Annotated in this window: 20 protein-coding genes; 11 read left to right on the plus strand and 9 right to left on the minus strand. The window is 45.9% G+C overall.

The window, feature by feature from the left end; translation table 11 throughout:
- Positions 1–58: 58 nt before the first annotated feature.
- The 6 genes from KOI40_RS08360 (at position 59) to KOI40_RS08380 (ending at position 6,966) form a co-directional block, all read left to right on the plus strand.
- Positions 59–1,975, plus strand: a complete 1,917-nt coding sequence (locus KOI40_RS08360; RefSeq protein WP_216097053.1) for a DUF262 domain-containing protein — start codon at positions 59–61, stop codon at positions 1,973–1,975.
- 186 nt (positions 1,976–2,161) lie between these two features.
- Positions 2,162–3,154, plus strand: coding sequence for an ABC-three component system protein (locus KOI40_RS08365; RefSeq protein ID WP_216097054.1), 993 nt, complete (start codon positions 2,162–2,164; stop codon positions 3,152–3,154).
- Positions 3,147–3,380 (plus strand): ABC-three component system middle component 6, encoded by a 234-nt coding sequence (locus tag KOI40_RS18850; RefSeq protein WP_369413163.1) that lies wholly within the window; start codon positions 3,147–3,149, stop codon positions 3,378–3,380. The genes KOI40_RS08365 and KOI40_RS18850 overlap by 8 nt, the downstream gene beginning before the upstream one ends.
- A complete protein-coding gene (locus KOI40_RS08370; RefSeq protein WP_216097055.1) occupies positions 3,371–5,092 on the plus strand; it encodes a DUF2326 domain-containing protein in 1,722 nt (573 codons plus the stop codon). The genes KOI40_RS18850 and KOI40_RS08370 overlap by 10 nt, the downstream gene beginning before the upstream one ends.
- Positions 5,093–5,670: 578 nt before the next feature.
- A complete protein-coding gene (locus KOI40_RS08375) occupies positions 5,671–5,886 on the plus strand; it encodes a TIGR02450 family Trp-rich protein (RefSeq protein ID WP_216097056.1) in 216 nt (71 codons plus the stop codon).
- A 309-nt stretch (positions 5,887–6,195) separates the two neighbouring features.
- Entirely contained in the window at positions 6,196–6,966 is a 771-nt protein-coding gene (locus tag KOI40_RS08380) for an EAL domain-containing protein (RefSeq protein ID WP_216097057.1), read from the plus strand.
- A gap of 110 nt (positions 6,967–7,076) precedes the next feature.
- Here the strand turns inward: KOI40_RS08380 and KOI40_RS08385 are convergent, their stop codons facing one another.
- Positions 7,077–7,316, minus strand: coding sequence for a thioredoxin family protein (locus KOI40_RS08385; RefSeq protein ID WP_216097058.1), 240 nt, complete (start codon positions 7,314–7,316; stop codon positions 7,077–7,079).
- A gap of 16 nt (positions 7,317–7,332) precedes the next feature.
- On the minus strand, positions 7,333–8,340 hold the full coding sequence (locus tag KOI40_RS08390) for a permease (protein ID WP_216097059.1): 1,008 nt from the start codon (positions 8,338–8,340) through the stop codon (positions 7,333–7,335).
- A 482-nt stretch (positions 8,341–8,822) separates the two neighbouring features.
- On the opposite strand from KOI40_RS08390, the gene KOI40_RS08395 reads away from it, so the two are divergent.
- Entirely contained in the window at positions 8,823–10,385 is a 1,563-nt protein-coding gene (locus KOI40_RS08395) for an EAL domain-containing protein (protein ID WP_216097060.1), read from the plus strand.
- 157 nt (positions 10,386–10,542) lie between these two features.
- On the opposite strand, the gene KOI40_RS08400 is transcribed toward KOI40_RS08395, so the two are convergent.
- On the minus strand, positions 10,543–11,178 hold the full coding sequence (locus KOI40_RS08400; protein ID WP_216097061.1) for a hypothetical protein: 636 nt from the start codon (positions 11,176–11,178) through the stop codon (positions 10,543–10,545).
- A 475-nt stretch (positions 11,179–11,653) separates the two neighbouring features.
- Between KOI40_RS08400 and KOI40_RS08405 the strand changes: the two genes are divergently transcribed.
- Positions 11,654–12,235 carry a DJ-1/PfpI family protein gene (locus KOI40_RS08405; protein ID WP_216097062.1) on the plus strand — a complete coding sequence of 194 codons (582 nt, stop codon included), beginning with the start codon at positions 11,654–11,656 and terminating at the stop codon, positions 12,233–12,235.
- A gap of 31 nt (positions 12,236–12,266) precedes the next feature.
- Here the strand turns inward: KOI40_RS08405 and KOI40_RS08410 are convergent, their stop codons facing one another.
- Complete coding sequence (locus tag KOI40_RS08410) at positions 12,267–12,740, minus strand: PEP-CTERM sorting domain-containing protein (protein ID WP_216097063.1); 474 nt, start codon at positions 12,738–12,740, stop codon at positions 12,267–12,269.
- A 375-nt stretch (positions 12,741–13,115) separates the two neighbouring features.
- Here KOI40_RS08410 and KOI40_RS08415 point away from each other — a divergent pair, with 375 nt between their 5' ends.
- Complete coding sequence (locus KOI40_RS08415) at positions 13,116–13,658, plus strand: flavin reductase family protein (RefSeq protein ID WP_216097064.1); 543 nt, start codon at positions 13,116–13,118, stop codon at positions 13,656–13,658.
- Positions 13,659–13,787: 129 nt separating this feature from the next.
- On the opposite strand, the gene KOI40_RS08420 is transcribed toward KOI40_RS08415, so the two are convergent.
- From KOI40_RS08420 to KOI40_RS08440, 5 genes are all read right to left on the minus strand, one after another.
- Positions 13,788–14,072, minus strand: a complete 285-nt coding sequence (locus tag KOI40_RS08420; protein ID WP_216097065.1) for an immunity protein Tsi6 family protein — start codon at positions 14,070–14,072, stop codon at positions 13,788–13,790.
- Positions 14,073–14,078: 6 nt separating this feature from the next.
- The gene (locus KOI40_RS08425; RefSeq protein ID WP_216097066.1) at positions 14,079–14,405 is read right to left on the minus strand and encodes a hypothetical protein; all 327 of its coding nucleotides are present in this window, start codon (positions 14,403–14,405) and stop codon (positions 14,079–14,081) included.
- 65 nt (positions 14,406–14,470) lie between these two features.
- Positions 14,471–14,689 carry a hypothetical protein gene (locus KOI40_RS08430; protein WP_216097067.1) on the minus strand — a complete coding sequence of 73 codons (219 nt, stop codon included), beginning with the start codon at positions 14,687–14,689 and terminating at the stop codon, positions 14,471–14,473.
- Entirely contained in the window at positions 14,686–18,813 is a 4,128-nt protein-coding gene (locus KOI40_RS08435; RefSeq protein WP_216097068.1) for an RHS repeat-associated core domain-containing protein, read from the minus strand. Before KOI40_RS08435 ends, KOI40_RS08430 begins: the two co-directional genes overlap by 4 nt.
- 99 nt (positions 18,814–18,912) lie before the next feature.
- Positions 18,913–19,797 carry a Stp1/IreP family PP2C-type Ser/Thr phosphatase gene (locus KOI40_RS08440; protein WP_216097069.1) on the minus strand — a complete coding sequence of 295 codons (885 nt, stop codon included), beginning with the start codon at positions 19,795–19,797 and terminating at the stop codon, positions 18,913–18,915.
- Positions 19,798–20,138: 341 nt separating this feature from the next.
- Here KOI40_RS08440 and KOI40_RS08445 point away from each other — a divergent pair, with 341 nt between their 5' ends.
- Together KOI40_RS08445 and KOI40_RS08450 are read left to right on the plus strand one after the other, a co-directional pair.
- Entirely contained in the window at positions 20,139–20,855 is a 717-nt protein-coding gene (locus KOI40_RS08445) for a transposase (protein ID WP_216097070.1), read from the plus strand.
- A gap of 543 nt (positions 20,856–21,398) precedes the next feature.
- Positions 21,399–21,887, plus strand: a complete 489-nt coding sequence (locus KOI40_RS08450; RefSeq protein WP_216097071.1) for an Hcp family type VI secretion system effector — start codon at positions 21,399–21,401, stop codon at positions 21,885–21,887.
- Positions 21,888–21,967: the final 80 nt, after the last annotated feature.

Raw genomic sequence — 21,967 nt, forward strand, 5'->3', positions numbered from 1 at the left:
CGCTGCGCTGCGGTTTGCCCAGAGCAGGGCGTTATGCATCCTAAATGGAATTTTGAGTATGAAACTGAATAGCTTAAGTGATATTTTCGAGCGACGTTTATTGCGTATTCCCGATTATCAGCGGGGTTATGCGTGGAAGGAGCACCAAGTTGAGGACTTTTGGGAGGATATTCTTCAGCTCGAATCTGATCGAATTCACTATACCGGAGTAATCACACTTGAACCTGTAACATCCAGTTTGTATCAGCGCTGGGAGAAGGATTTATGGTTAATAGACGGTGTTGGTTTTCGCCCGTTTTATGTGGTTGATGGTCAGCAGCGATTAACCACTTCAATGATCCTTTTGCAGGCAATCCTTGAATCTGTCGAGGAAGGCGCAGAGTTAAATTATCAGTCAATCACTTCTATTCGCAAGCAGTTTATATTTTTTGAGGCGGACAATAAACTGCAGCAAAGTTTTATCTTTGGCTACGAGAAAGATAACCCCAGTGACGAATACATGAAAACCAAGATATTTGGTGAACATTCCGGTTCAAATCAGTTCGTCGAAACGCTCTATACGCGTAATCTTAGCTTTGCCAAACGCTATTTTTTGGAGCGTTTAACAGGAATGTCGGTTGATGAGATCGCTGTAATCTATAAGAAGCTAACGCAGAAGTTGAAATTCAATTTGTACGAAATTGACGAAGAAATTGACGTTTTTGTTACCTTCGAAACAATGAATAATCGAGGTAAGCCGCTTACAAGTTTGGAGCTGCTCAAGAACAGATTGATCTACCTTTCTACCCTATTTAAGGACAATAATGGGCGAGAACAATTAAGAGTTAATATTAACGATGCATGGAAAACCATGTATGAGTACTTGGGCAAGAATCCTGAAGTTCCCCTGAGTGATAACCTCTTTCTTCGCAACCATTGGACTATGTATTTCAAATACACTCGCCGGAAGGGTGATGACTACATAAAATTCCTGCTGGATGAGAAATTTAATGCCCGAAATATTACTCGCCCTAAAGAATCAGAAGATGAGCTGAAGATTGAAGAAATCTCCGAGTATGTGAAAAGTCTTCAGCAGTCTATAGTATATTGGTTTTATATGCATGACCCCTATTATGCGCAGGCTAATCATCTGACCGATTCACAGAAGCTTTGGCTAGACCGTTTAGAGCGGTTAAGCTTCCGGTCTTTCAAGCCCTTGATCTTGTCTGCATTTGTCTCCAAGCAAAATCCTGAAATGATTAGTCAGTTACTGGCAGCAGCCGAACGCTATAACTTCACACTGTTTAACCTTAGCCAACGTCGTGCGAATACGGGTGATACTGAATTCTTTAGCATGTCAAGAGATCTCTTGACTGGAGTTAAATCAATTAAAGAGGTAGTGGAATCCATAAATGCTTGGGTTGATCGCTATTATGACCCTGAAAAATTTCTGGCTCACATCGAAGAGAAGTATGAATTGGATAGGGATGGGTTTTATCACTGGGACGGTATTCGTTACTTCTTGTATGAAAACGAGCACTGGCTTAAAGAGAAAGGTAAGCAAGCGACCAGTAAGCTTTCATGGAATGTACTGAAAACCAGCAAAAAAGACCATGTAACTTTAGAGCATATCTTTCCGCAAACACCTGGCGATGTTTATTGGACTGATCGCTTTGCCTACCTGAATGAACAGGAACAGCGCTATTTAACCCACTCATTGGGTAATTTGTTACCTTTATCCCGCTCCAAAAACTCGGCATTACAAAATGATAGTTTTCCTAAAAAGGTCAATAATGGCGCGGGTGTTGGTTATTACAACGGCTCAGTTTCCGAGAATGAGGTTGCGCAAAATCAAGACTGGACTCCAAATAAAATCTTAGAGCGAGGCTTGGAACTTCTCAGATTTATGGAGCATCGTTGGAATATCGAATTAGGTGGCCCCGATTATAAAAATAGATTATTGCACCTCGATAAAGTCGATCTATCAAATGCATAACAGGTTTCTGAACTCGGAAAAATTACTTACTGCGCTCCTGATTTTCCGGTGAGTAAAGCGGTAATTTTTAATGGAAGTGTAGTGCCTTCAGTCAGCAAATAATTATAGTTAATTTTTTAAGTTGTGAGTCCTAATCTAGTCAAGGATATAAAAAACTATTGAGGGTGCTGTGAAAGGAATTCGTCAATGAATGTTCAACAAAAATTAGATGTACGTAAAGCCTTTAAGTTGCGTATACATGAGTCAAATGGAAATGCATTCGAAGATTTGTTTTGCGATGTGATGCGTGCGTCAAATAAAGACTTTAAAAAAGTAAAACCACAAGGACGCATTGGTGATAGAAAAAATGATGGCTTTATTCCATTAGAGGGAAAATATTTTCAAGTTTACTCTCCTCAATCTCCGACTGGCAATCCCACTTCCGCCACTTCAAAAATCGAAGAAGATTTAGGCGGACTAATAGCGTATTGGGGGAATGAGCATAAGTATAAAATTAAACACTTCTACTTTGTGTTCAATGATAAATATCATGGTGCCTACCCAGAAATTTATACAACGCTAAATAGCGTTAAGAATAAGTATGGCCTGGAGATTTGTGATGTATTTCTTTCTTCTGAGTTAGAAGATGTTTTCATGGAGTTGCCAGAGGAGAATATTGCCTCAATATGTGGTTATTATCCAAAGCCAGAAGATATTGGGTTTATCGATAATTCAATCGTCGCAGAAATTGTAGGTTATGTATCTAAGAACTACAGCGGTTTTTCTGAATCTCAAGCCAATGAACCGCCCGATTTTTATAACAAGATACTCTTTAATAAATTGGGTAAAAGTACTGCGATGCACCTTAATGTTGGGGCATATCAAGTAGGCTATGTTGATGACTATTTTCGAACAAATAGTAAGTTTTCCCGCCAACACTCTAGAGACTCGTTGAACGACATGTATCAACACCACTTAAATACTGACAATGCAGAAGTTGCAATAGCTACAGGCTTTTCTGAGTCCGATATAGTTTTTAAGAACATGGTTGATGAAGTGTTGCCTGATAACCTGTCTAATATACAGAGGCGTGATTACGAAAGAAATGTAATCGCTGTTCTGGCTTTCTTTTTTGAGGCATGTGACATCTTTGAGGAGCCCCCTGAAGGTTATGACCCGAAGGTGATTGAAAATGCTTAGTCCACAAAAGCACATACGATTGTCTGAGTCGCTTTTGGGGTTAGGCGCAAATATTCTAAATTTATTGTCTCGTCCACAGACCCCTGAACAAATCTATGACAAGTTGAAGAATCTAAATTTGCTCATTAGTCATGATTTTGAACACATTATTTTAGCGTTAGATTTTTTATATGCATGTGGAGCGGTTGAGTTGAATGAGCAAGGAAAAGTAGTCAAATGCAGTTGATTTCTCTAGAAGCGAATAAGCCATCTTTTAACACAGTTCATTTTAACCCCAAGGGTTTAACCCTAATTATTGGGAAAAGCACATCAACTGATAAAAATAATACATATAATGGTGTTGGGAAGTCATTGTTGCTCCAGCTCGTGAATTTTTGTCTTGGTTCCAACAAAATCCCAGCATTTGAACAGCATTTGTCGGAATGGGAGTTTACTCTTAGCTTCAAGGTTGGTGATAAAAGGTTTACCGCAAACCGTGCTGCAAAAAGTCAGAACAAGATTTATCTAAATGATAAGGAATTCGGGCAAACTGCTTTCAATGCTGAAATGGAACGAATGCTTGTAGATATACCTGAAAACTCTCCATATCTTACTTTTAGGACTGTTCTTTCGCGTTTTTATCGTACAGGCCGGGGAAGTTATGTATCAAGCCTCGCAACTGCGAAAGAGCAGCCATTTTCATCCTTGGTAAATAATGCCTTCTTACTTGAATTAGACCTTGACTATGTCTATCAAAAACGAAACACAAGGAAGCGTTACCAAGAATTAGAAAAATTCGAAAAGTCGTTCAAAAATGACCCGGTAATAAGAGAATACTACACTGGCGATTTGGATGTTGAATTTGAGATTTCTCGCTTAACACAAGATGTAAAGAAACTAGAATCTGACATTAAAAACTATAATGTGGCAGAAAACTACGCGGCAATCCAATCGGAAGCGGATGGTATGGCTGAAAAACTGTCACAAATGAAAAACAGGCTTTATTACTTAAAAACTAGCATCAACAATATTAAGCACAGTATGAGCTTATATCAGGATATGGACTTAGAGAAAGTTTATAATCTTTATGGTGAAGTTACTGAGCTGTTTAAAGAAGGTACGCTACAATCTCTCGAAAATGTCACTACATTCCATAAAAATATTCATGTTAAACGAAGTGAACGATTAGCTAAAGAGCTTAGGACGTTATCTGCTACACATTTGGAAGAAGAAAAAATCAAGAATGAACTGCAGAAAGCTTTTGATGAGAAAATGAAGTTGCTGGCAAAAAGTCGAGCTTTAGACTTTTTCGCTGCAATCAATGCCCAATTAACTGAACTAAAGAACAGGCTTTCCAAGCTGCAAGATTACAAGAATATTTCAGCACATTCTAAAAAGGAAATGGCAGAGGCGCAAAAGGAACTATCAAGCCAAGAAGTAACTACAATCGAGTATTTAGAAGCTTATAAAGAACAAGAGCATCCGGTCTATCTTGGATTTAGTGATCTTGCAAATGTGTTTTATCCTGAAGTGCCTGCTGGAATTTCAATTAAAAATAACGAGGGAAATAACCAAGAACGTTTCAAAATAAGTGCGAAAATTCAAAATGACGCTTCAGATGGAATTAATGAAGTTAAAATCTTTTGCTATGACTTGAATAACTTAATTAATTCCAGAGTTCATCATTTTCAAAGCATTTTCCATGATAGTAGAATGTTTAGTGATATAGACCCTAGACAAAGAGCTATATTGTTACAGCTTGCCCACAAATTGACTAATGAATATGGGAAACAATATATAGCGACCATTAACGAAGATCAATTAACATCACTAAAAGATGTTCTTGCAGAAGAAGAATTTGAGGAGATACTTGGCACGGTAACACTAGAGTTAAAAGACGATTCTCCGCAATCTAAGTTGCTCGGTATTCAGATCGATATGCAATACGAAAAAGACTAAAAGTTTTTGGGTAATAATACGTGGCTATCCCTTTTATTAACAAGGAAAAAGTTGATGAATCAGTACAGGTTTGGTCACTACTATAAATTAACTATTTTAAGGGGTCAGAGCTCTTTTAAAGGTCTTCCCCGTCGAGCTTGCCCGACTTTGCATTGCAGTTGGGCTTCGATTAGGTCTTTAAAATAATCATTCCCCAGTGGGGTGCCGGTTACCCAGGATTCGTGAATTCTTGTCATGTCGTCTTCGGCGATGTGCCCCTTGAACAGCTCGAGATAAGCGCTTGCGGCAGTGAGGCTGAACCTTTGCCGAGAGCCATATAAGCGGGATGTGGTGTCACACATGGGATCTTACGCAAACCAATAAACCCTTTTCTCTTTTCTCTTTTCTTTTTTCTCAGGAAATGAACCGCCGTGGTACTTAATCCGTATACCCGGTGGTGTGGGAGGAGGGGCATCGTGAGGTGCCTCCCTGTCCCGATTTGGTCTTTCATCGGATGTCACAAGTAACTATGCATACAGTTCAGAGCAATTGCGCCTACGGGAAAATTGTAATTAACGTCATGTCTTTATGGGGTGTTTATGAATCGAATTAATCCAGCAAAGTTACGCAATAGTAAATGGACGGCAGTTAAGCCATTAAATCGAGAAAAACACTTTTTGGTTTCAGAAATTGAGTTTGATGAAGAAGGTTCGGTTGTATTGTGCAAGCTGGAAGCAGTGCTTTCAAACAAGGAATATATAATTGACTGGGTAGAACTCAAAGATCAAGACAAATGGTCTCATGGTTGGAAATAGTCCTACACACCTAATAAGGCGCTAAAGAGGGACTGTGCTCTTCCCCCGATTTAACGGACACTCTTAATCAGATTTTCCTGGCGTCATTGCGAGGAGCATAGCGACGCGGCAATCCATGGTTGGCACGATGTAGTTAAGTTCTGCCAATCATGGATTGCTGCTCTTCACTGCGTTTTGATCGCAATGACGGAATTAATTGATCAAACAAAGCAGTATAACTGTAAGTTATTAAAGAAGTTCTCAATCGAGCCGATTTGAGTCCACACGATGGTGAAATGCTCAATGTAAGGGCGCTTGAGGGGGTAGGCGATGGACTATGAGTTGCTGGATGAGTGCGCAGGCAAGAAACTGGGCTGTGCGGAGTGTGCTTGGGGTGACTCACTTGGCTTTAAAATTGATATGGCCTTTCAGCCCATTTTGCAGTACTCCGACCACAGCGTATTCGCTCAAGAGGCCTTAGTGCGCGGTATCAATAATGAACCCGCCGGGTTTGTCTTTGATCAGGTCAATGCCCACAATCTCTACCGTTTTGATCAAAGTTGCCGGGTCAAGGCCATTCAGCGCGCAGCTGAATTGGATATTCAGAGTTACCTCTCGATCAACTTTATGCCCAATGCGGTGTATCGGCCAGAATTGTGTATCCGTACCACGCTGGCGGCTGCTGAGCACTATCAGTTCCCGGCTGAGCGTATTATTTTCGAAATCACTGAAGGCGAAAAAGTCCCGGATCATGAGCATCTGCGGAATATCGTCAGTCAGTATCGGGATCTGGGGTTTAAAGTTGCTTTGGACGACTTTGGCGCAGGTTATTCCGGTCTCAATCTTCTGGCGGATATGACCGTCGATATCCTTAAGCTGGATATGGCATTGATCCGTGACATCCATGAGTGTGATACCCGGCAGGCCATCGTCAGAAACATGGCTCACATGTGCCGGGATCTGGGTATCACGCTGATTGCGGAAGGTATCGAATGCGAAGAGGAATTGCTCTGTTTGCAAAGCTTCGGTATTGATCTGTTCCAGGGCTATTATTTTGCCAAACCCAGTTTTCGCTCTCTGGCCAACCTCGAAAGTTGTTAACCCATCATTAAAAGAGGCGGCAATAACCCCGCTTTCTCCTGGGGTATAAAAGCGGTCAGATCAATGTTTTGACACAGACCTCTATTGATGCCGTAAGTGGCAGGCTGGCGTCAACCTGCTGTCAGCCATTTCTCAATCTGGTTGCGATGGGGAATGCTCCCCCCATGAACCAGTTTCTCGTCAATCACCACCGCAGGGGTACTCATGACTTTGTAGGTGAGCATGGCCTGCGGGTTGGTTTCTTTAATCACGGTGGCTTCGACGCCCAGTTCTTCGGCAATCTTCTGGATAGCTTCGGCGGTCTTTGTGCATTTGCTGCAGCCGCTGCCCAGTACTTTGATCTCTTTCATGCAGACTCCCAGTTCGCTATTGGATGAAGGGGGTAAACCCGTTAAAAATCCAGCCCACCACGGTAAAGGCGGCCAGTAACAGGGCAAACAGAATGGCGAGCAAACGCCACTGCATGACCTGTTTTAACAAGATGAATTCGGGGAAGCTGGCGGCCACGGTGCTCATGCAAAACGCCAGTGTGGTGCCGACCGGCAGCCCGTTGATGATCAGGCTTTCCATCACCGGGATCACGCCGGTGGCGTTGGAGTAGAGGGGGATGCCCAGCAACACCGCCGCAGGGACGGACCACCACTGACCATCGCCCAAATGGGTTTCGATCCAGCCGTCGGGTACGAAGCCGTGCAGTCCGGCACCAAGGCCGACGCCGATAATCACCCATTTCCACACCCGGCCAAAGATATCGAGGGTTTCGGTTTTGGCAAAGTGGTGGCGTTCGGAAAACGTCAGTCGCTCTGGTTCGGCCTCGGTTGCGGTGGTGTTCAACTCGGAAGGGGCCTGCCTGGCTTGTTGCAGGGCTTCGGCGGCGAAGGATTCAAGCCAGCGTTCGGCCCGGATCTGGTCCAGGAAAAAGCCGCAGAGAATGCCCACACCCATACCCACGATCATATAGAGGATGGTGAACTGCCACCCCAGCAGGCTCAACAGCAGCAGTACGGCCACTTCGTTAATCAGCGGGGAGGTCATCAGAAAGGCCATGGTGATGCCCACGGGAATGCCCGCGGAGGAGAACCCCAGAAACACCGGAATGCTGGAGCAGGAGCAGAAGGGGGTGATGGCCCCAAAGCCGGAGCCCAGCAGATAACCCAGGCCGCGATGCTTGCCCGCCAGATAGTCGCGCACCTTTTCCACCTTCAACGAGGCGCGGAGCAGGGCAATCACGTAGATCATGAAGATCAGCAGCACATAAATCTTACTGACGTCTTCAATAAAGAAATGCACGGCATCGCCCAGCTTGCTCGCCGGGTCCAGATTGAGCACGCTGTATGTCAGCCAGTCGGCCAGATCCGTAAACAGTTTGAACATGGATCCCTCGTTCAGCAGCGGGTGGTCCGGGCAGGTAAAGTTGGAGTTTCAGTATATGAGGAAATTCATGAATGGCAATGCTGTCCCGGCGCTAAGTGGGATTACCCTGATACAGATCAATTTGATAAAAGGGGGTGGAGTGAAGCTGCTACAGTTTAACGGACACTCTTAATCAGGGATAATATCGTCCTAAGGGGGCTCATGACTTTGTAGGTGAGCATGGCTTGCAGGTTTGTTTAATTACAGTGGCTTCTAGCCAGTTTTTCGGCAATCTTCTGGATAGCTTCGGCGGTCTTTGTGCATTTGCTTCAGCCGCTGATACCTGGATATTGATAAGTAGAGTGTTTCTGACTTTATAATTAATTTAAGCTTATCTGTGCAAGACCCCAACCCGGCGCCGCTCTCAGCCGTTATAACCATTTGCAGCTACACTAAAGTGGAGGTTGGGTTTTATACATAAGGCAATGACTGCGAGGTTATGCATGGGTGATTCCAGCTTTCATGAACAAGCGTCAACAGATCAACTGATACAAGCAGCATCGTTGGTGAAAGAGATTCCTGATTTTACTATTGATGAGATTCTTGACGCGATCGACAAGGATCAATTCTATCTGGTGGCACAAGCGCAGGTTGATCTTGAAAGCTTTGAGTTGATCGGGTTTGAACTGCTCGCGCGCTGGGAACATGAGCAGTACGGTGATTTGTTGCCATACCACTTTATTCCGGTGCTGGAAGAAAGCGGACAGTGTTATTTGTTCACCATTCACATCTTTAAACGGATGTTGTCCATTCTTGACCGGCTCTCTCATCTTGAGCCGGGTTTGCATTTCTCCATCAATATCTCTGCCCATGATCTGTGTAGTGAACAGTTCGCCGCTGATATCATCAGCGCTGCCAGTCAATACCAGATGGACTATGACACTATTGTTTTGGAAGTGACCGAGACTGCCGGGATCTTTGATGACGTCAGTGTCACCAACTTGCGCAAAATCAAGGAGTTCGGTATCCAGTTGGCGGTGGATGACTTTTGGACCGGCTTCTCCACTCTGGAAACCATACGCCTGAACCTCTTTTCAGAGATCAAGATTGATTACTCGCTCACGTCACAGTTGATCAATGATAAAACCAGTATGGCGGGGATCAATGCGATTTTACAGTTAAGCAGTGATCTGGGGCTTCGTTGCATTGTTGAAGGGATTGAAACCTGTATGGCTCGGTCGGTACTGCTGGAAGCGGGTGCGTGCTATGGGCAGGGGTATCTTTTCAATCGAGGGGTTAGGGATAATCACATTGAAGAGTGGATAACCAGCTATCGACGAAATCGCAATTATAACCCTTGTGCCAATTCTTCGATTTTACTGAAGCAGGATGAACTGGACTCTTTGGAACAACGCCCTCATCCTTCCTGGATTTGGGACTTTGAGGTCAATGGGATAGTCTGGGCCAACTCGGCCGCACTTAAATTCTGGGTAGCAAGTTCAATTGATGACCTTGTGCAGCGGGACTATACAGCGATGAACTACCTGGCCAAAACCCGTTTGAAAAGTTACCAGCGGCGATTGAAGGCTGGCGAAGAGGAGATCAGTTCAGAATGGGACCTTTTCCCGGGCGGGGAGGCCAAGAAGGTATTTTGTATTCAGGTTCCCAGAACTGACCCGAAAACCGGTCATTTGATTATGCTGGTAAATGCGTTCGAAGGCTTTCATTCTCGATTGCCACCGAGAAAGTTCATCGAGTCGACCAATAAATTCCCGGTTCCGTTTATTATCGTTGATGAAGATGGAAAATTAATTCGAATCAATAAACACGCTCATGTCGAACTCGATATCGGTACTGCCGAAACAGTAGCCAATTTAATGCCTCAGGAAGCTTTTGATGCAATTAAAGCACGATGTGAGAATGGGGTTTTGGTTGAGAAGATCACTGAGTTTACACGCGTAGAGGGTCATGATTACCTCTACCTCCGCGCGGTCATGATCCCTGATCGAAACGAGTTCGGTCGTCATATTTTCCATATTGTTGCGATCCCGTTTCAGAGTTTTTGATCAGGGATTTACCTAGCAGGACACAACCGAAGGTTTGTCTATAGTCTTCGTCACGACTGAAAAAAGCACTATAAGCGCGCCCATCGACAGTAAGCCCTGTTGATGGGGGCGGCTCATAAACATCCATACTGTCAGGAGATGTCGAAGTCGATTTGCATTAACAATTCGAGAGAAAGGAGGCAGTGTCTTTATCAGCCTCTACCTTATAGGGCACCAGCGAGCACGCCTCGCCCAAATTGATCAATTGCGCCTGATTGATTGCGGTTGTACCACCTTTGCCGGATTCAGAGTTCGACCAGGTAAAGTAGACAATGGTTTTGTTGATTCTGTTCAGTGTGAAAATAAGCGAGTGATCCTTGACGGCAATGGTGTCGCCGGGCGACATCACAAAGCGCTGCCCGCGTTGGATGGTTTCCAGCGAGGCAACCGCTATTGGGCTGTTTAGAATCACTTCTTTCGGCGGCAGGCCGCTGGTATTGGAAGCCATATTCATCAACGTGATCAGGCAGTTGATGTAGTTGGTGTAGGATTCTTTTTTCTCTTCCTCTTTAAACTGGTTAAGCAGTGATTCGGCTTTGGACATTTGGAAGCTACCGCTGCCATCAATGCTGGCCACTTTCAGGCGTCTCAATACCGCCGCATCCAGTTCACCTTGCGCCGAAACGGACATCCCGCCACCGCAGGAGATTCCGGCTTGACGCATCCATGATTCGGTCACGATTTCAGCGTTTGATAATGCCGAACCAAAGAACAGGGCCATCAATAAAAAGATGGTTAGAAAACTCCGTTCCATTACATTTCTCTTTATATGGTTTGAATCCAAAGCACTTGGACGTGCTGCTGAGTATTAATAAACAGGACTCTATTCAGGATGCTTCAGCGCCATGAAAATCAACTTGGTGAAAAATTCACCCATTAATCGATTGGTTGGTCAATAAAGCATGATCTTCTGAAAAGCCGGTACAGAACAGCATGAAGGAGGGTAGGTCAGATAAACCTCCTTGTTCAGGTATGGTTCCGTCCCTGCAACCAGCCACACAAGAAAAGATTAGCAAAAGAACTCAATAACACAATTCGGAAATTCACTGACGGAAAGGCAGGTTGATCACTTCATGCTTTTCAGGTCGGAAAACAACATGTGCTTGAGATAGAGCCGTATGGCAATTGCCATAGGGTGAAATATATAGCCAGTAAAGAGCTGTGAGGGATGAGCCTTCCGTCAGGAGTGGTTTCCTCATAATATGTGGCGTGAATTATGAGGAGTTGAGATGAACGTAGGAATATACATTTATGAAAACGCCGAGGTGCTGGATTTCTCTGGCCCGTTCGAGGTTTTCACAACCGCGAACCGCTTACGCGATACCGAACAGGCGTTTAAAGTTTTCCTGGTAGCCGAACAAGCGGGGCCTGTGTGTGCACGGGGCGGGTATAGCTTCAATCCACATTACGACATCACCAACCACCCGGATATTGACTTGTTGATTGTTGTGGGCGGTGTTCATACCGAAGAGCTGAAAAAAGCCAACGTTCTGCAGTGGGTGGCGGATACGGCAGAAAAAGCCCGGATGGTAGCGTCGGTGTGCACTGGAGCCTTTATTCTGGCGGAGGCGGGAGTGTTGGCCGGTTGTCAGGTCACAACCCATTGGGAAGATATAGACGATCTTAGGCAGTCCTATCCGGATCTCACGGTGGTGGAAGGCCGGCGCTGGGTCGATGAGGGCAGGATTGTCACCTCGGGCGGTATTTCCGCCGGTATCGATATGAGCCTGCATCTGGTTTCAAAACTGTTCAGCCTTGAGCTGGCTGAGAAAACAGCCAGACAGATGGAGTTTGATTGGCGGAAGAATTGATGCCTTGTTGGGAGGATGAATATATAACCAACTAAGTGTGCGACTTGTTACGGGATAGGAGTAATCCACAAGCACCAATGAGTAACAAAAGTAAGCTGGTGGGCTCGGGAATGCTTTCTCTATCCTCATTGACAACATACGCCCAGGCAATTTCATAATCGGGGTTTTGAGAAATGTTCAGAAGCAGACTAGCAAGAGGGGCTTGAACAGAATCTTGAGCGGCTGCAATGTAAACGGCGTCGTTTATTAAATCGTACGCAAAACTCGGACCTATGTTTGCGTTGATATCGCCATCACTGACAAAACCTAGTGCAGAGGCAAAGTCAAACGCAAGATTCGAATCGGACCACCAGACTTGGTTTATCAAATCGTAAGTGGTATTAACGTCGTTAAAGGTGCCAATACTCCACTCGACATTGTATTCGGTACTGTTAACGGTGATTAGCGTTGCGGATGCGTGCAATGAAAAGGTCAGAGTCAGGATAAATGCAAAGAATGATTTCATGATTTTGTCTCTGTAATGGCGTTTACTATATTCTCGAGAGGTTTATACAATTTGTGTGCCATTTACAGATTCTGTATATATATCAACATCTTCTAACTGCTTGAGCCGATAAAGATTGTTAAGTTGTAAAGAATGTTGACAGATTTTGTGGTGGACAAAAATGAGTTGTGGGTGTTTTTTACATTATGGATCACTGCAATAAATCCGGGTTTTGGGTCACTGCTGATAAGTGTCTTTCACCTGACTCGGATGAGAGTATTCCGTTCTCAATCTTAGGCTGGCAATAGAGAGCGTGGTCTGTTTGAGGTGATTGGTTCGTCTTAATGTTTGATTCTATCTTGCTGCTTCAACAGTTAAGGAGTAACCGAGATTGCCATGAAATCGATGCCGCTCCATAAAGCCTTTACCCTGTTAGAGCCGGGTCCCGTCACTCTGATCACCACCCGTAACGGTGATCGCAGAAACATCATGACCATATCCTGGACGATGGTGATGGATTTTACCCCGCGTTTCGCCATTACCACCGGCCCTTGGAATTTCTCCTACAAAGCTCTCAAAAAGACTCGCGAGTGCGTTATCGCCATCCCAACCGTAGACATGATCGATACCGTCGTGGGTATTGGCGTCTGCTCAGGCGGCGAGACCGACAAATTCGATAAGTTCAAACTTACCCCGGTACAGGGGAAATATGTGGAAGCCCCGCTGATCGGGGAGTGTCTGGCCAATATTGAATGCACCGTGGTGGAAATCATCAAAAGGCACAATATCGTGGTGCTGGATGCTGTTGCAGCTTCAATCAACAGCACTCGGAAAGAAACACGAATGCTGCATGCGGTGGGTGATGGAAGCTTTATTGTGGATGGTCGTAAGTTGGATCGCAGGGAGATGATGCGGGCTAGGTTGCCGGATGGGGTTTAGGTAGAAGGCTTATCCGGGCTTACATCTGTTTGACTGGATTACAGCCTTCTAGAATCTGATTCATCAATTCTTTAACCTTTTATATAGAGGAGTTCTCGACTTGAGAACAGGCTTAATACTTGAAGTACTTCATTCCATTTCTAATTTGAAAGCAATGTTTTGGCACTTTTTGAGAGCTTTGGATAGCTCGGGATCACTTTCTTCAAATTCATGTACAGCAAAATGACCTACTATTATTTTGTCTAATTTACTTTTGTCCGGCTCGGATCCATCTAGTACTGATAGTAAATAATGGAGTTGCTTGAGCGAGCTTTGATAAGTTTCAAAGTCTGTAATATCTTTTAGCCTTTTTTCAATGAGCGAAATTCCTTCATTGATATTTATAATTGAGGAGTCTCGTTCTATGGGCTTCATTGGTTTTTATATTTCTTTTATGGTGAAAGACTTGGGGTTGCTCCAGGATATTCGTTTGAATTTTCCTGTTATTAATTTTTGTTCCCTAAAGTATTCAAATAGCTCTGAAGGACACCACTCTTTTCCATCAGAAAATCCGACTCCAGAATCTCTTAGTAGGGCAAAGGTATTGGCTTTATCTGATTGGTCAGAGGTATTTTTGATATACATAGACAGACTAGAGTCAAATGAAAACCCAAGAGATTTTAATCGTGAATCAAAGGTTTGGTTAATAAATTGGACTCTGACCTGTTTTCCGTCAGCTTTAGTCACATAAGCATCAACATTAGACATAGTTATATCACAGTTACTTCAATTGAGAGTTTGACTCCATCACCATCCTTGGCTGAAATAGATTATTAGCTATTGTGCATATATTGTTCGGGATTGTTCCTGATTTTTTCAGAAAGTTTATCCAATAAAGCTTCGTCTTTGCTTAGGTTTTTGACATCTTCATCTGACAGAAAGACGTCAACATTAAACATTGCAACACCGCCACAAACCACGGATAAGAGCATCCCATCGTCAGTATTGTAGAGCGTATAAACCCATTTTTTCTGGGATATTATTTCTTTCATGTGATTTTCTTCTCTGTGAATTTAGAGGATGGAATGTTATTGATGACAGCTTCTGATTTACCAGTTGGTAAGTGACCGCCAGGCAACCAATCATCATTTGCCCCCATTTCTTTTCCGGTAGCCATTCTCAAGTTAAGGGCAACGGGGTCATCAACGATGATTTGAGTTAATTCTCGACCTTGCCAAGCACCTTTAGGTATGCCTAACTCTTTTTCAAGAAAGGCAGTATCACCATCAGCCGTGCTGATTAGCTGATTCATTTCATCTTTTGGCATTACAAACTGACTGTTGTCAGGCCAGCCCAAAGTGTCTCTACCATAGGTATCTAAAATATCTGTAGGTACAATATACGAAGCCCCACTCTCAAACTTTTGTAGATGAGCGTTAATGTATGACTGAGGCAGGTATTTTGATGGATCAGGGCGATCTTCCTTCGACATCGCCTTAACTCGCCTCATTTCCTGATAGCTTGCTGCAGCATCCGAGCTATTTGCAAAATGTCCTTTCGTATTCTTTTGGAATGTGTTCCAAGAATTCTCTTTACACGTCAACCCAAAAGGATCAACCCACCCAACCGGATTCGGCGCATACCGATAGTTATTGGTACCCCCCAACAACCCAACCGGATCCTGATGAATAAACCGCCCAACGCTCGGATCGTAGTATCTGTGGCGATTGTAATGCAGGCCGGTTTCGCTATCAAAGTATTGTCCCTGAAAGCGCAGGGGGTTGGAGATGCCGGGTTTGTCGGCGAATCCCGCCAGTTGGCCGTAGGCTTTGTACTGGGCTTGCCAGACGATGGCGCCGCTTTCATCGGTGATTTCCTGCGGGGTGCCGAGGTGGTCAAGATGGTAGTGGTGGATCTGGTCGTCTTTGATCAGGGCCAGCGGTCTGAAGGAGTTGGGCTCGAACAGGTAATGCTGACTCTGGGTGCCTTTGGGCGTGTGGTTGGTTTCTGACCAGAGCACGTCGCCGTTCCAGCAGAAGGTGGTTTTCTTCTGCTGCTTGGATTTCATGTGGGTGACGGTTTTACCGATACGGCGGCCGAGGGCGTCGTATTGGTAGTAGGTTTTAAAGCCGTCTTTTTCGACGCTGGTGAGCTGGTTCCAGCCGTTGTATTGGTAGTTTGCCTGTAAGGACTGCTGCTTGCCGCGATTCTCCTGAATCAGGTTGCCGCGTTTGTCGTAGCTGAAATGGCGGTCGCCGTGCAGGCGCAGCTGGTTACCTTTATCGTACTGGGCTTCGCCGTCGTTGCTTTTCAGCAGGTTGCCGGCGGGGTCGAAGTCGAAGGCCTCTTTGATGGCGCCATCGACCTGCGTCAACTGATCGTTGCCATCGTAGTGGTAGTGGGTCAGGCCGCGCAGGAGGTCTTCGATTTGTGCCAGATTGCCGGCTGCGTTGTATTTGTAGTCCCGCTGGATGACCGGATCGTCTTTGGCTTGTCCGTTCACCCGTTGCTGAACCAGTCGACCCATGGGGTCGTAGTCGTAGTGGCTGGTGAGCGAGCCCTGAGTGCGCTGGCTCAGGCGACCGGTTTGATCGTATTCACAGCGGATGACCGGCTTGCCGTTATGATCGACGCCGTAGAGTTGCCCGCCTGGCGTATGCTGATAGCGGACATGCTGGTCGTCGGAGCTGGTGCCGATGCGCCAGCCGCGTTTGTCGTACTGGTGGTTCAGGCTGTGGCTGCTGTCCGAGACGTCGTTGTCACAGTGTTCCGCCACGAGGCGGCCTGAGGCATCGTATTGGAAGCGGACAAACGCATCCTGATTGTTGGCCGCGGTCAGGCGTCCCAGAGCGTCGTAATGGAAGTCCGCCACATCGCCGGAGTTGTTGCTCTTGCGCAGCAGGCGTCCCAGAGGGTCGCGCTGGAACTGGGTGATCACATCCATGTCGCGATGTTCGATCAGGTGTCCAGCGGCGTCATAGCGGTATTGTTGCTGGCGGCCGTCGAAGCCGATTTCTTCAATCAGGCGTTCGTTGCCGTCGTATTTGAGCTGGTATTGCTCGCCTTTTTCATTGATCAGACCAATCAGGTTGCGTTCCTGATCGTATTGATAGCGGAAGGTCTGGCCGTTTGGATCAAGGCGCTCTTCAACCTGGGAAAAACCACTGTAACGGTATTCGGTAGTGCGTCCGCTGGCATCGGTGTGGTGGGTGACCTGACCGGCTTCGTTGTACCGCAGGCTGGTGACATCACCTTTACTGTCGGTCACCTGTGTGATGCGACCGGCGTTGTCGTACTTGTAGCGGGTCGTCTGGCCAGCGGGGTCGGTGACGCTGTTGACGCGGCTCCAGTGGTCGTAGCTGTATTCGGTCTTGCGTCCATCCGGATCGGTTTGGCTCAGCAGCTCAAACTGGCTGTTCCATTCCAGCTTGCGCTTGCCACCTTCGGGATCGGTCAGGGTTTCCAGCTGGCCGCGCTCGTTGTAGTCGTAGCGCCAGGTATTCCCCATAGGGTCGCGGGTTTCGGTCAACAATCCCTGAGCGTTATAGCGGCGCTGCCAGTGGTTGCCGAGGGCGTCGGTGATCAGCGCAGGCAGGCCCTGCGAGTTGTAGCGAATGCGGGTGCTCTGGTTCAGTGGATCGGTAATGCGGGTGATATTGCCCAGAGTGTCGTAGCGATAATAGGTGGTTTGACCGTTAGGGTTGGTTTCGCTGCACAGGTGGCCATAGCTGTCGTACAGACGCTTGGTGATGCCGCCTTCCGGATCCACTTCTTTAACGACCTTGCCGTTCTCGTCGAAATGGTATTCCCGGGTTTTACCATTGCCGTCGGTGGCGTAGCTGATTTTACGTTTGGGTTGCCATTTGAAACGATAATCGTAGGCGCCGTTGTCGGCCCACTGGCGCTGACAGCGGGCGTCAGGAGTGTGCTGATCCCATTCAAACAGGAAGTTCACTCCGGCGTGGGTGGTGCGCTGCAGAATGATGTGATTGTCGTATTGATAGTGCTCGGATGAACCGCTTTGATCCTCTGCTTCAATCAGGTCGTTGTGTTCGTCGTACGCGTATCGCGCCAGCAGGGTAGGGACGTCCTCACAGCCATGAGCGCTGTGAATCTCGGTGATGTGCCCTTGATCGTCGTGGTGGAATTCCAGTGTTCTGCCCCAGGATGTGATCAGCTTGTTGGGCTTGCCTTTCAGGTAATCGACATTGATGCTGTTATTGAAGTCGTCCCGTAACTCCGCCAGCGGCAGGTGTTGGCTGATACCGTCAGCGCGGAAGGTGCGGCGGGGTTCGTCTTTCTGGAAAACCTGATAGTTGTGTTCGCTTTGGCGGTGCAGCGTCATCTTCTCGCTGCGATTGCGGCGGCTGTGGCCGATGACGGGCTGTACAAATCGTACAGAACGTCCTTCCAGCGTATGGAAATAGACGAAGCCATTGTCGATGGTCAGACGTTCGCACAGCGGATGGGTCCAACCGTGACCCAGTCCGAAATCTTCAGGGTTACTGGTGCGGTAGGTGCGTTCCCAGCGGAAAGGAATCGGGCCGGGCAGGGTAAAGTCGGTCAGTGGCAGCAGTTCTTCACCGGATACCATACTGACGGGATCACCTTCACAGGGGGTGTCTTTGGTTGCGGGTTTGTCCCCAGGTTTGTTGTCGGCCGGCTTGCTCTTTTGTGAGCTGTTGTTGGCAGAAGACTTTTTCGGTGTGCTGCTCTGCGGACCGGATGATCTGTTTATCACGACTTCTTCGACAGGCAGTTTGGCATTTTGGGCGGAGCTGTCTTTTCCTTTGCCGCTGTTACCCTTGGCACTGACGACGCCTATGGGAGCCTCAGCGTCTTTTTGATCCTTGTCTTGATCATGGCCAAGGCTTTTGGGTAAAGATTGGCCGGGGCTGAATTTAAATACCTGATAATCGCCCTGCATGATCAGGGCTTCTGCCGTCTTGTAGTGGTTTTTGCCCAGTGACGTGTTGAGCTTGCTCTTGCCTTTATCGGACAACAGGGAAACAAAGGAGGAGTATTCTCCTGGTGTGCGAAAGTGTTCAGGTGACATGCCCGCAGGTAAATCAGCAGGTACTTGTGAACTTATGAGATAACGGTTTCCCTTTTTGTCTTCAATGACCAGAGGATTGATGCCGTTTGATGTCTGACTGTCCATTGTCTGACTTTCCATTGTCATAGTTGCCTTGCGTCTATGCGATTGTACTTAGAATGAATGTAGTACAGAGGGTGAATAAGATTAATATGCTCAGAAGATATGTTGATGCGCAGGTTACTGAGCATGTTTTCTGATGGTGACGTCTTCTCCGTCGGGAGCAGCAGGAGGGATAAACTGTGCTGCCGGGTTATCAACGGTTTCACCCGTTGCCGGATTGGCGGTGTATTCGATGATGCCAACACTGATGTTGTCCTTGCCGCCCAGAAGGTTGGCATCATCAATTAGCCGATAGCAACACTCCAGTGCGGGGCGATGAGTCGACAACACATAGTCAAGCTGGCCGTTATCGAGATACTCGGTCAGACCATCGCTGCAGAGCATCATCAGGCAGCTTTGTGTCAGCTGGAAATTGTTAATGGTTGGATCGACCGAAGCGGTTACACCGAGGGCTTTGGTAATCTGGTTGCGAATATCGCTGGTTCTTGCCTGATCTTCATTCAGGCTGCCACTGTCAATCATTTCCTGAACCAGGCTGTGATCCTTGGTCAGCTGTACGAAACCCTGTTTGTCCCAGAGGTAAACACGGGAGTCACCGAGGTGTGCAATGGTCACCTGACTTTCCCAGATAACCGCCATAGCGACAGTGGTACCCATATGACCCAGCTGTGGATTGATTTGCTTTTCTGCCAGGATCTCCTGATTGGCCGTATTGATAGCTTCAATCAGTGAAGACTGAATCATCAGCTCCTGTTGTTGTGGAGTGCAGGATTGGAATGTGGGGCTTATTAAGGATTCGAGATGTTGTCCAATACAATTCACGGCGATTGAGCTGGCTCTGGCGCCACCGGTATAGCCACCCATTCCATCAGCAACGACGACATACCCAAAGGGGAGTTTTGGATGGCTGTACCATCGGATATTGTCTTCGTTTTCGTTGCGGACCTGACCGATATCAGTTCGTCCATTGATGGCAATACGTGGTGGTAATGTAGAAGGCATTTCACAAGTCCGATTTGCTGGGGCTGTCCTTAAAATACGCTATTAAACTTAAAAAGACGTCCTTAAAAGTACATCCTAAAATTTTAAGCCTGAATTTACAGAGGCGATTCTAACGTAGAAGATCAAAGTGTATGAAGCTCTTTTTGGTTAAATTGCGCGATTTAATCCGTTTTGTAATCACTGCAACGATGAGTGTGACTTAAATCTCAATATCAAATTGGAAGAACTAATACTAAAGTGCCAGATAACATCAATTGAAAAATTTATAAGGTTTTTGCATAATGCTGCGGCACTGAAGAGCAAGACCTCAGGGAATAAATTGTAAGGATTACACAACGCTCATGGCCAGGCTTCCGCGTTTTAATATTGTCGACATTCCTCAGCATATCGTTCAGGTAGGCCATAATAATCTGAACTGCTTCTTCGACGATGAAGATTACGAGTTCTACCTACACAGTTTAAAGTTGGCTGCCGATCAGTATCAGGTCGATGTTCATGCTTATGTGCTCTTGCCTGGTTCCATTCAAATTGTCGCTACACCCAGAGTTCCCCAAGCCATTTCATCAATGATGCAATCTCTGGGGCGTCGCTACGTGCAGTATGCCAATCACCGTTACAAACGCTCCGGAACCCTTTGGGGTGGGCGTTACAAGTCCAGTTTGATCGACTCTGATGCCTATCTTCTGAGTTGTTGTCGCTATGTCGAGCTAAAGCCGATGTTTCAGAATTTGGTGGAAGAACCCAGGGATTATCGCTGGTCCAGTTTTCGTCATAATACTGGCATTCAACGGGATCATTTGCTTAAAGATCACAAGTTATATAAAGCTCTGGGTGAAACAAAGAAAGAACGCGCTAATGAGTACAGTCGCCTTTTTCGTTACGAGTTTGATAAGCGTCTTTTGAATTACATTGCAGAAACCATCAAGCTCGGCCAGGTGCTTGGTGGTGATGCGTTTAAGGATCGGATAGAAAAAATTGCAGATCGGCCCGTTCGGCCAATGAAGCGAGGTCGTCCCAAAAAAGTGACTAAAAAGGAAAAAGAAGAAGTTAATGCTTAAGTGTTAGTTTTTTTCATGTTTGAAAGTTTGCTTATTTCTGGGTGGTTCTGTTTTGTGTCAACGGCATGACTCTGTATAACAGTTTTTCTGATTGATTCTTTTCTGGTTTTCTCCCTTTCTTTGATTTTACTTCTGTTTATTTGTGGATCCAGGAGAGGAATGGCCAATAATAATGAGGTTTTCGTTGATAAATAGTGTCAGAGTCGTTTTTATTAGATCCATTCTGATTGTGTTGAAATTGTCTTAAAACACTTTAATGACAGAGTCGACGGAAATATTTGTCAAAGGTTTAAAAATAATCGAAGGCTGTTCGTTGTATAAATGGTGTCAGAGTGGATTTAAAAGTGTGGATTCAGGGTTTTTAAATAAAAAAATATTTGTTTAAATTCTTTCCGTTCCTCAGATGGACGCATTGCCAAATCAAAAGCCGCGAATACATTTTCGCAAGAAGTCGTGGATTTGATTGGTTTATAGACGATTGAGTCAAGCTCATTGATTCAAGCTTAATTAAAAGTCAAACCAAATAGAAAGAGGATTTCATTAATGGCTATCTACATGAACTTTAATAACCTGGCAACCAAAGGTAACGTAACCGCTAAAGGCTACGAAGACTGGATTGAAGTGGACGCCTTTAACTTTGGTGTAGGCCGTGGCATTACCATGGAAGCTGGTGCTATGTCTAACCGTGAAGCAACTCGCCCAAGCCTGAGCGAAGTCAGCTTCTCCAAGCCTCTGGATTCTTCTTCAGGTGGTCTGTTCAAGGCTTCTGTAACTGGCGATGAAGGTGTTCCTGTTGAAATTCACGTTGTACAAACTGGTGCTAACTCTGTTGAGAAGTACGCTGTGTACAAACTGGAAGACTCTATTATCTCCAGCTACTCCGTAAACGCTTCTGCCGGTGGTCCACCACAAGAAGCTATTTCTATCAGCTTTGCCAAGATCGAAGCAGATCTGACCCACGCTGATAAAACCAACAAAAACACTGCCAATATGCGTGTTGGTTACGACCTTACTACTGCTACTCCGCTGTAATAACGGTCTGCTATCCGAAAGCCGGGCTCCGCTGTTTAGCGGATGTCCGGCTTTTTGGCGATTGTGCAGTTCGTCTTTTT

This window comes from Pseudomaricurvus albidus (assembly GCF_018863235.1).
In the GTDB taxonomy this organism is placed as follows: Bacteria; Pseudomonadota; Gammaproteobacteria; order Pseudomonadales; family Cellvibrionaceae; genus Pseudomaricurvus; species Pseudomaricurvus albidus.

Coding starts and splice junctions, on each gene's coding strand:
- KOI40_RS08360 (WP_216097053.1), top strand. CDS start 59: ATGAAACTGAATAGCTTAAGTGATATTTTCGAGCGACGTTTATTGCGT.
- KOI40_RS08365 (WP_216097054.1), top strand. CDS start 2,162: ATGAATGTTCAACAAAAATTAGATGTACGTAAAGCCTTTAAGTTGCGT.
- KOI40_RS18850 (WP_369413163.1), top strand. CDS start 3,147: ATGCTTAGTCCACAAAAGCACATACGATTGTCTGAGTCGCTTTTGGGG.
- KOI40_RS08370 (WP_216097055.1), top strand. CDS start 3,371: ATGCAGTTGATTTCTCTAGAAGCGAATAAGCCATCTTTTAACACAGTT.
- KOI40_RS08375 (WP_216097056.1), top strand. CDS start 5,671: ATGAATCGAATTAATCCAGCAAAGTTACGCAATAGTAAATGGACGGCA.
- KOI40_RS08380 (WP_216097057.1), top strand. CDS start 6,196: ATGGACTATGAGTTGCTGGATGAGTGCGCAGGCAAGAAACTGGGCTGT.
- KOI40_RS08385 (WP_216097058.1), bottom strand. CDS start 7,316: ATGAAAGAGATCAAAGTACTGGGCAGCGGCTGCAGCAAATGCACAAAG.
- KOI40_RS08390 (WP_216097059.1), bottom strand. CDS start 8,340: ATGTTCAAACTGTTTACGGATCTGGCCGACTGGCTGACATACAGCGTG.
- KOI40_RS08395 (WP_216097060.1), top strand. CDS start 8,823: ATGGGTGATTCCAGCTTTCATGAACAAGCGTCAACAGATCAACTGATA.
- KOI40_RS08400 (WP_216097061.1), bottom strand. CDS start 11,178: ATGGAACGGAGTTTTCTAACCATCTTTTTATTGATGGCCCTGTTCTTT.
- KOI40_RS08405 (WP_216097062.1), top strand. CDS start 11,654: ATGAACGTAGGAATATACATTTATGAAAACGCCGAGGTGCTGGATTTC.
- KOI40_RS08410 (WP_216097063.1), bottom strand. CDS start 12,740: ATGAAATCATTCTTTGCATTTATCCTGACTCTGACCTTTTCATTGCAC.
- KOI40_RS08415 (WP_216097064.1), top strand. CDS start 13,116: ATGAAATCGATGCCGCTCCATAAAGCCTTTACCCTGTTAGAGCCGGGT.
- KOI40_RS08420 (WP_216097065.1), bottom strand. CDS start 14,072: ATGAAGCCCATAGAACGAGACTCCTCAATTATAAATATCAATGAAGGA.
- KOI40_RS08425 (WP_216097066.1), bottom strand. CDS start 14,405: ATGTCTAATGTTGATGCTTATGTGACTAAAGCTGACGGAAAACAGGTC.
- KOI40_RS08430 (WP_216097067.1), bottom strand. CDS start 14,689: ATGAAAGAAATAATATCCCAGAAAAAATGGGTTTATACGCTCTACAAT.
- KOI40_RS08435 (WP_216097068.1), bottom strand. CDS start 18,813: ATGGAAAGTCAGACAATGGACAGTCAGACATCAAACGGCATCAATCCT.
- KOI40_RS08440 (WP_216097069.1), bottom strand. CDS start 19,797: ATGCCTTCTACATTACCACCACGTATTGCCATCAATGGACGAACTGAT.
- KOI40_RS08445 (WP_216097070.1), top strand. CDS start 20,139: ATGGCCAGGCTTCCGCGTTTTAATATTGTCGACATTCCTCAGCATATC.
- KOI40_RS08450 (WP_216097071.1), top strand. CDS start 21,399: ATGGCTATCTACATGAACTTTAATAACCTGGCAACCAAAGGTAACGTA.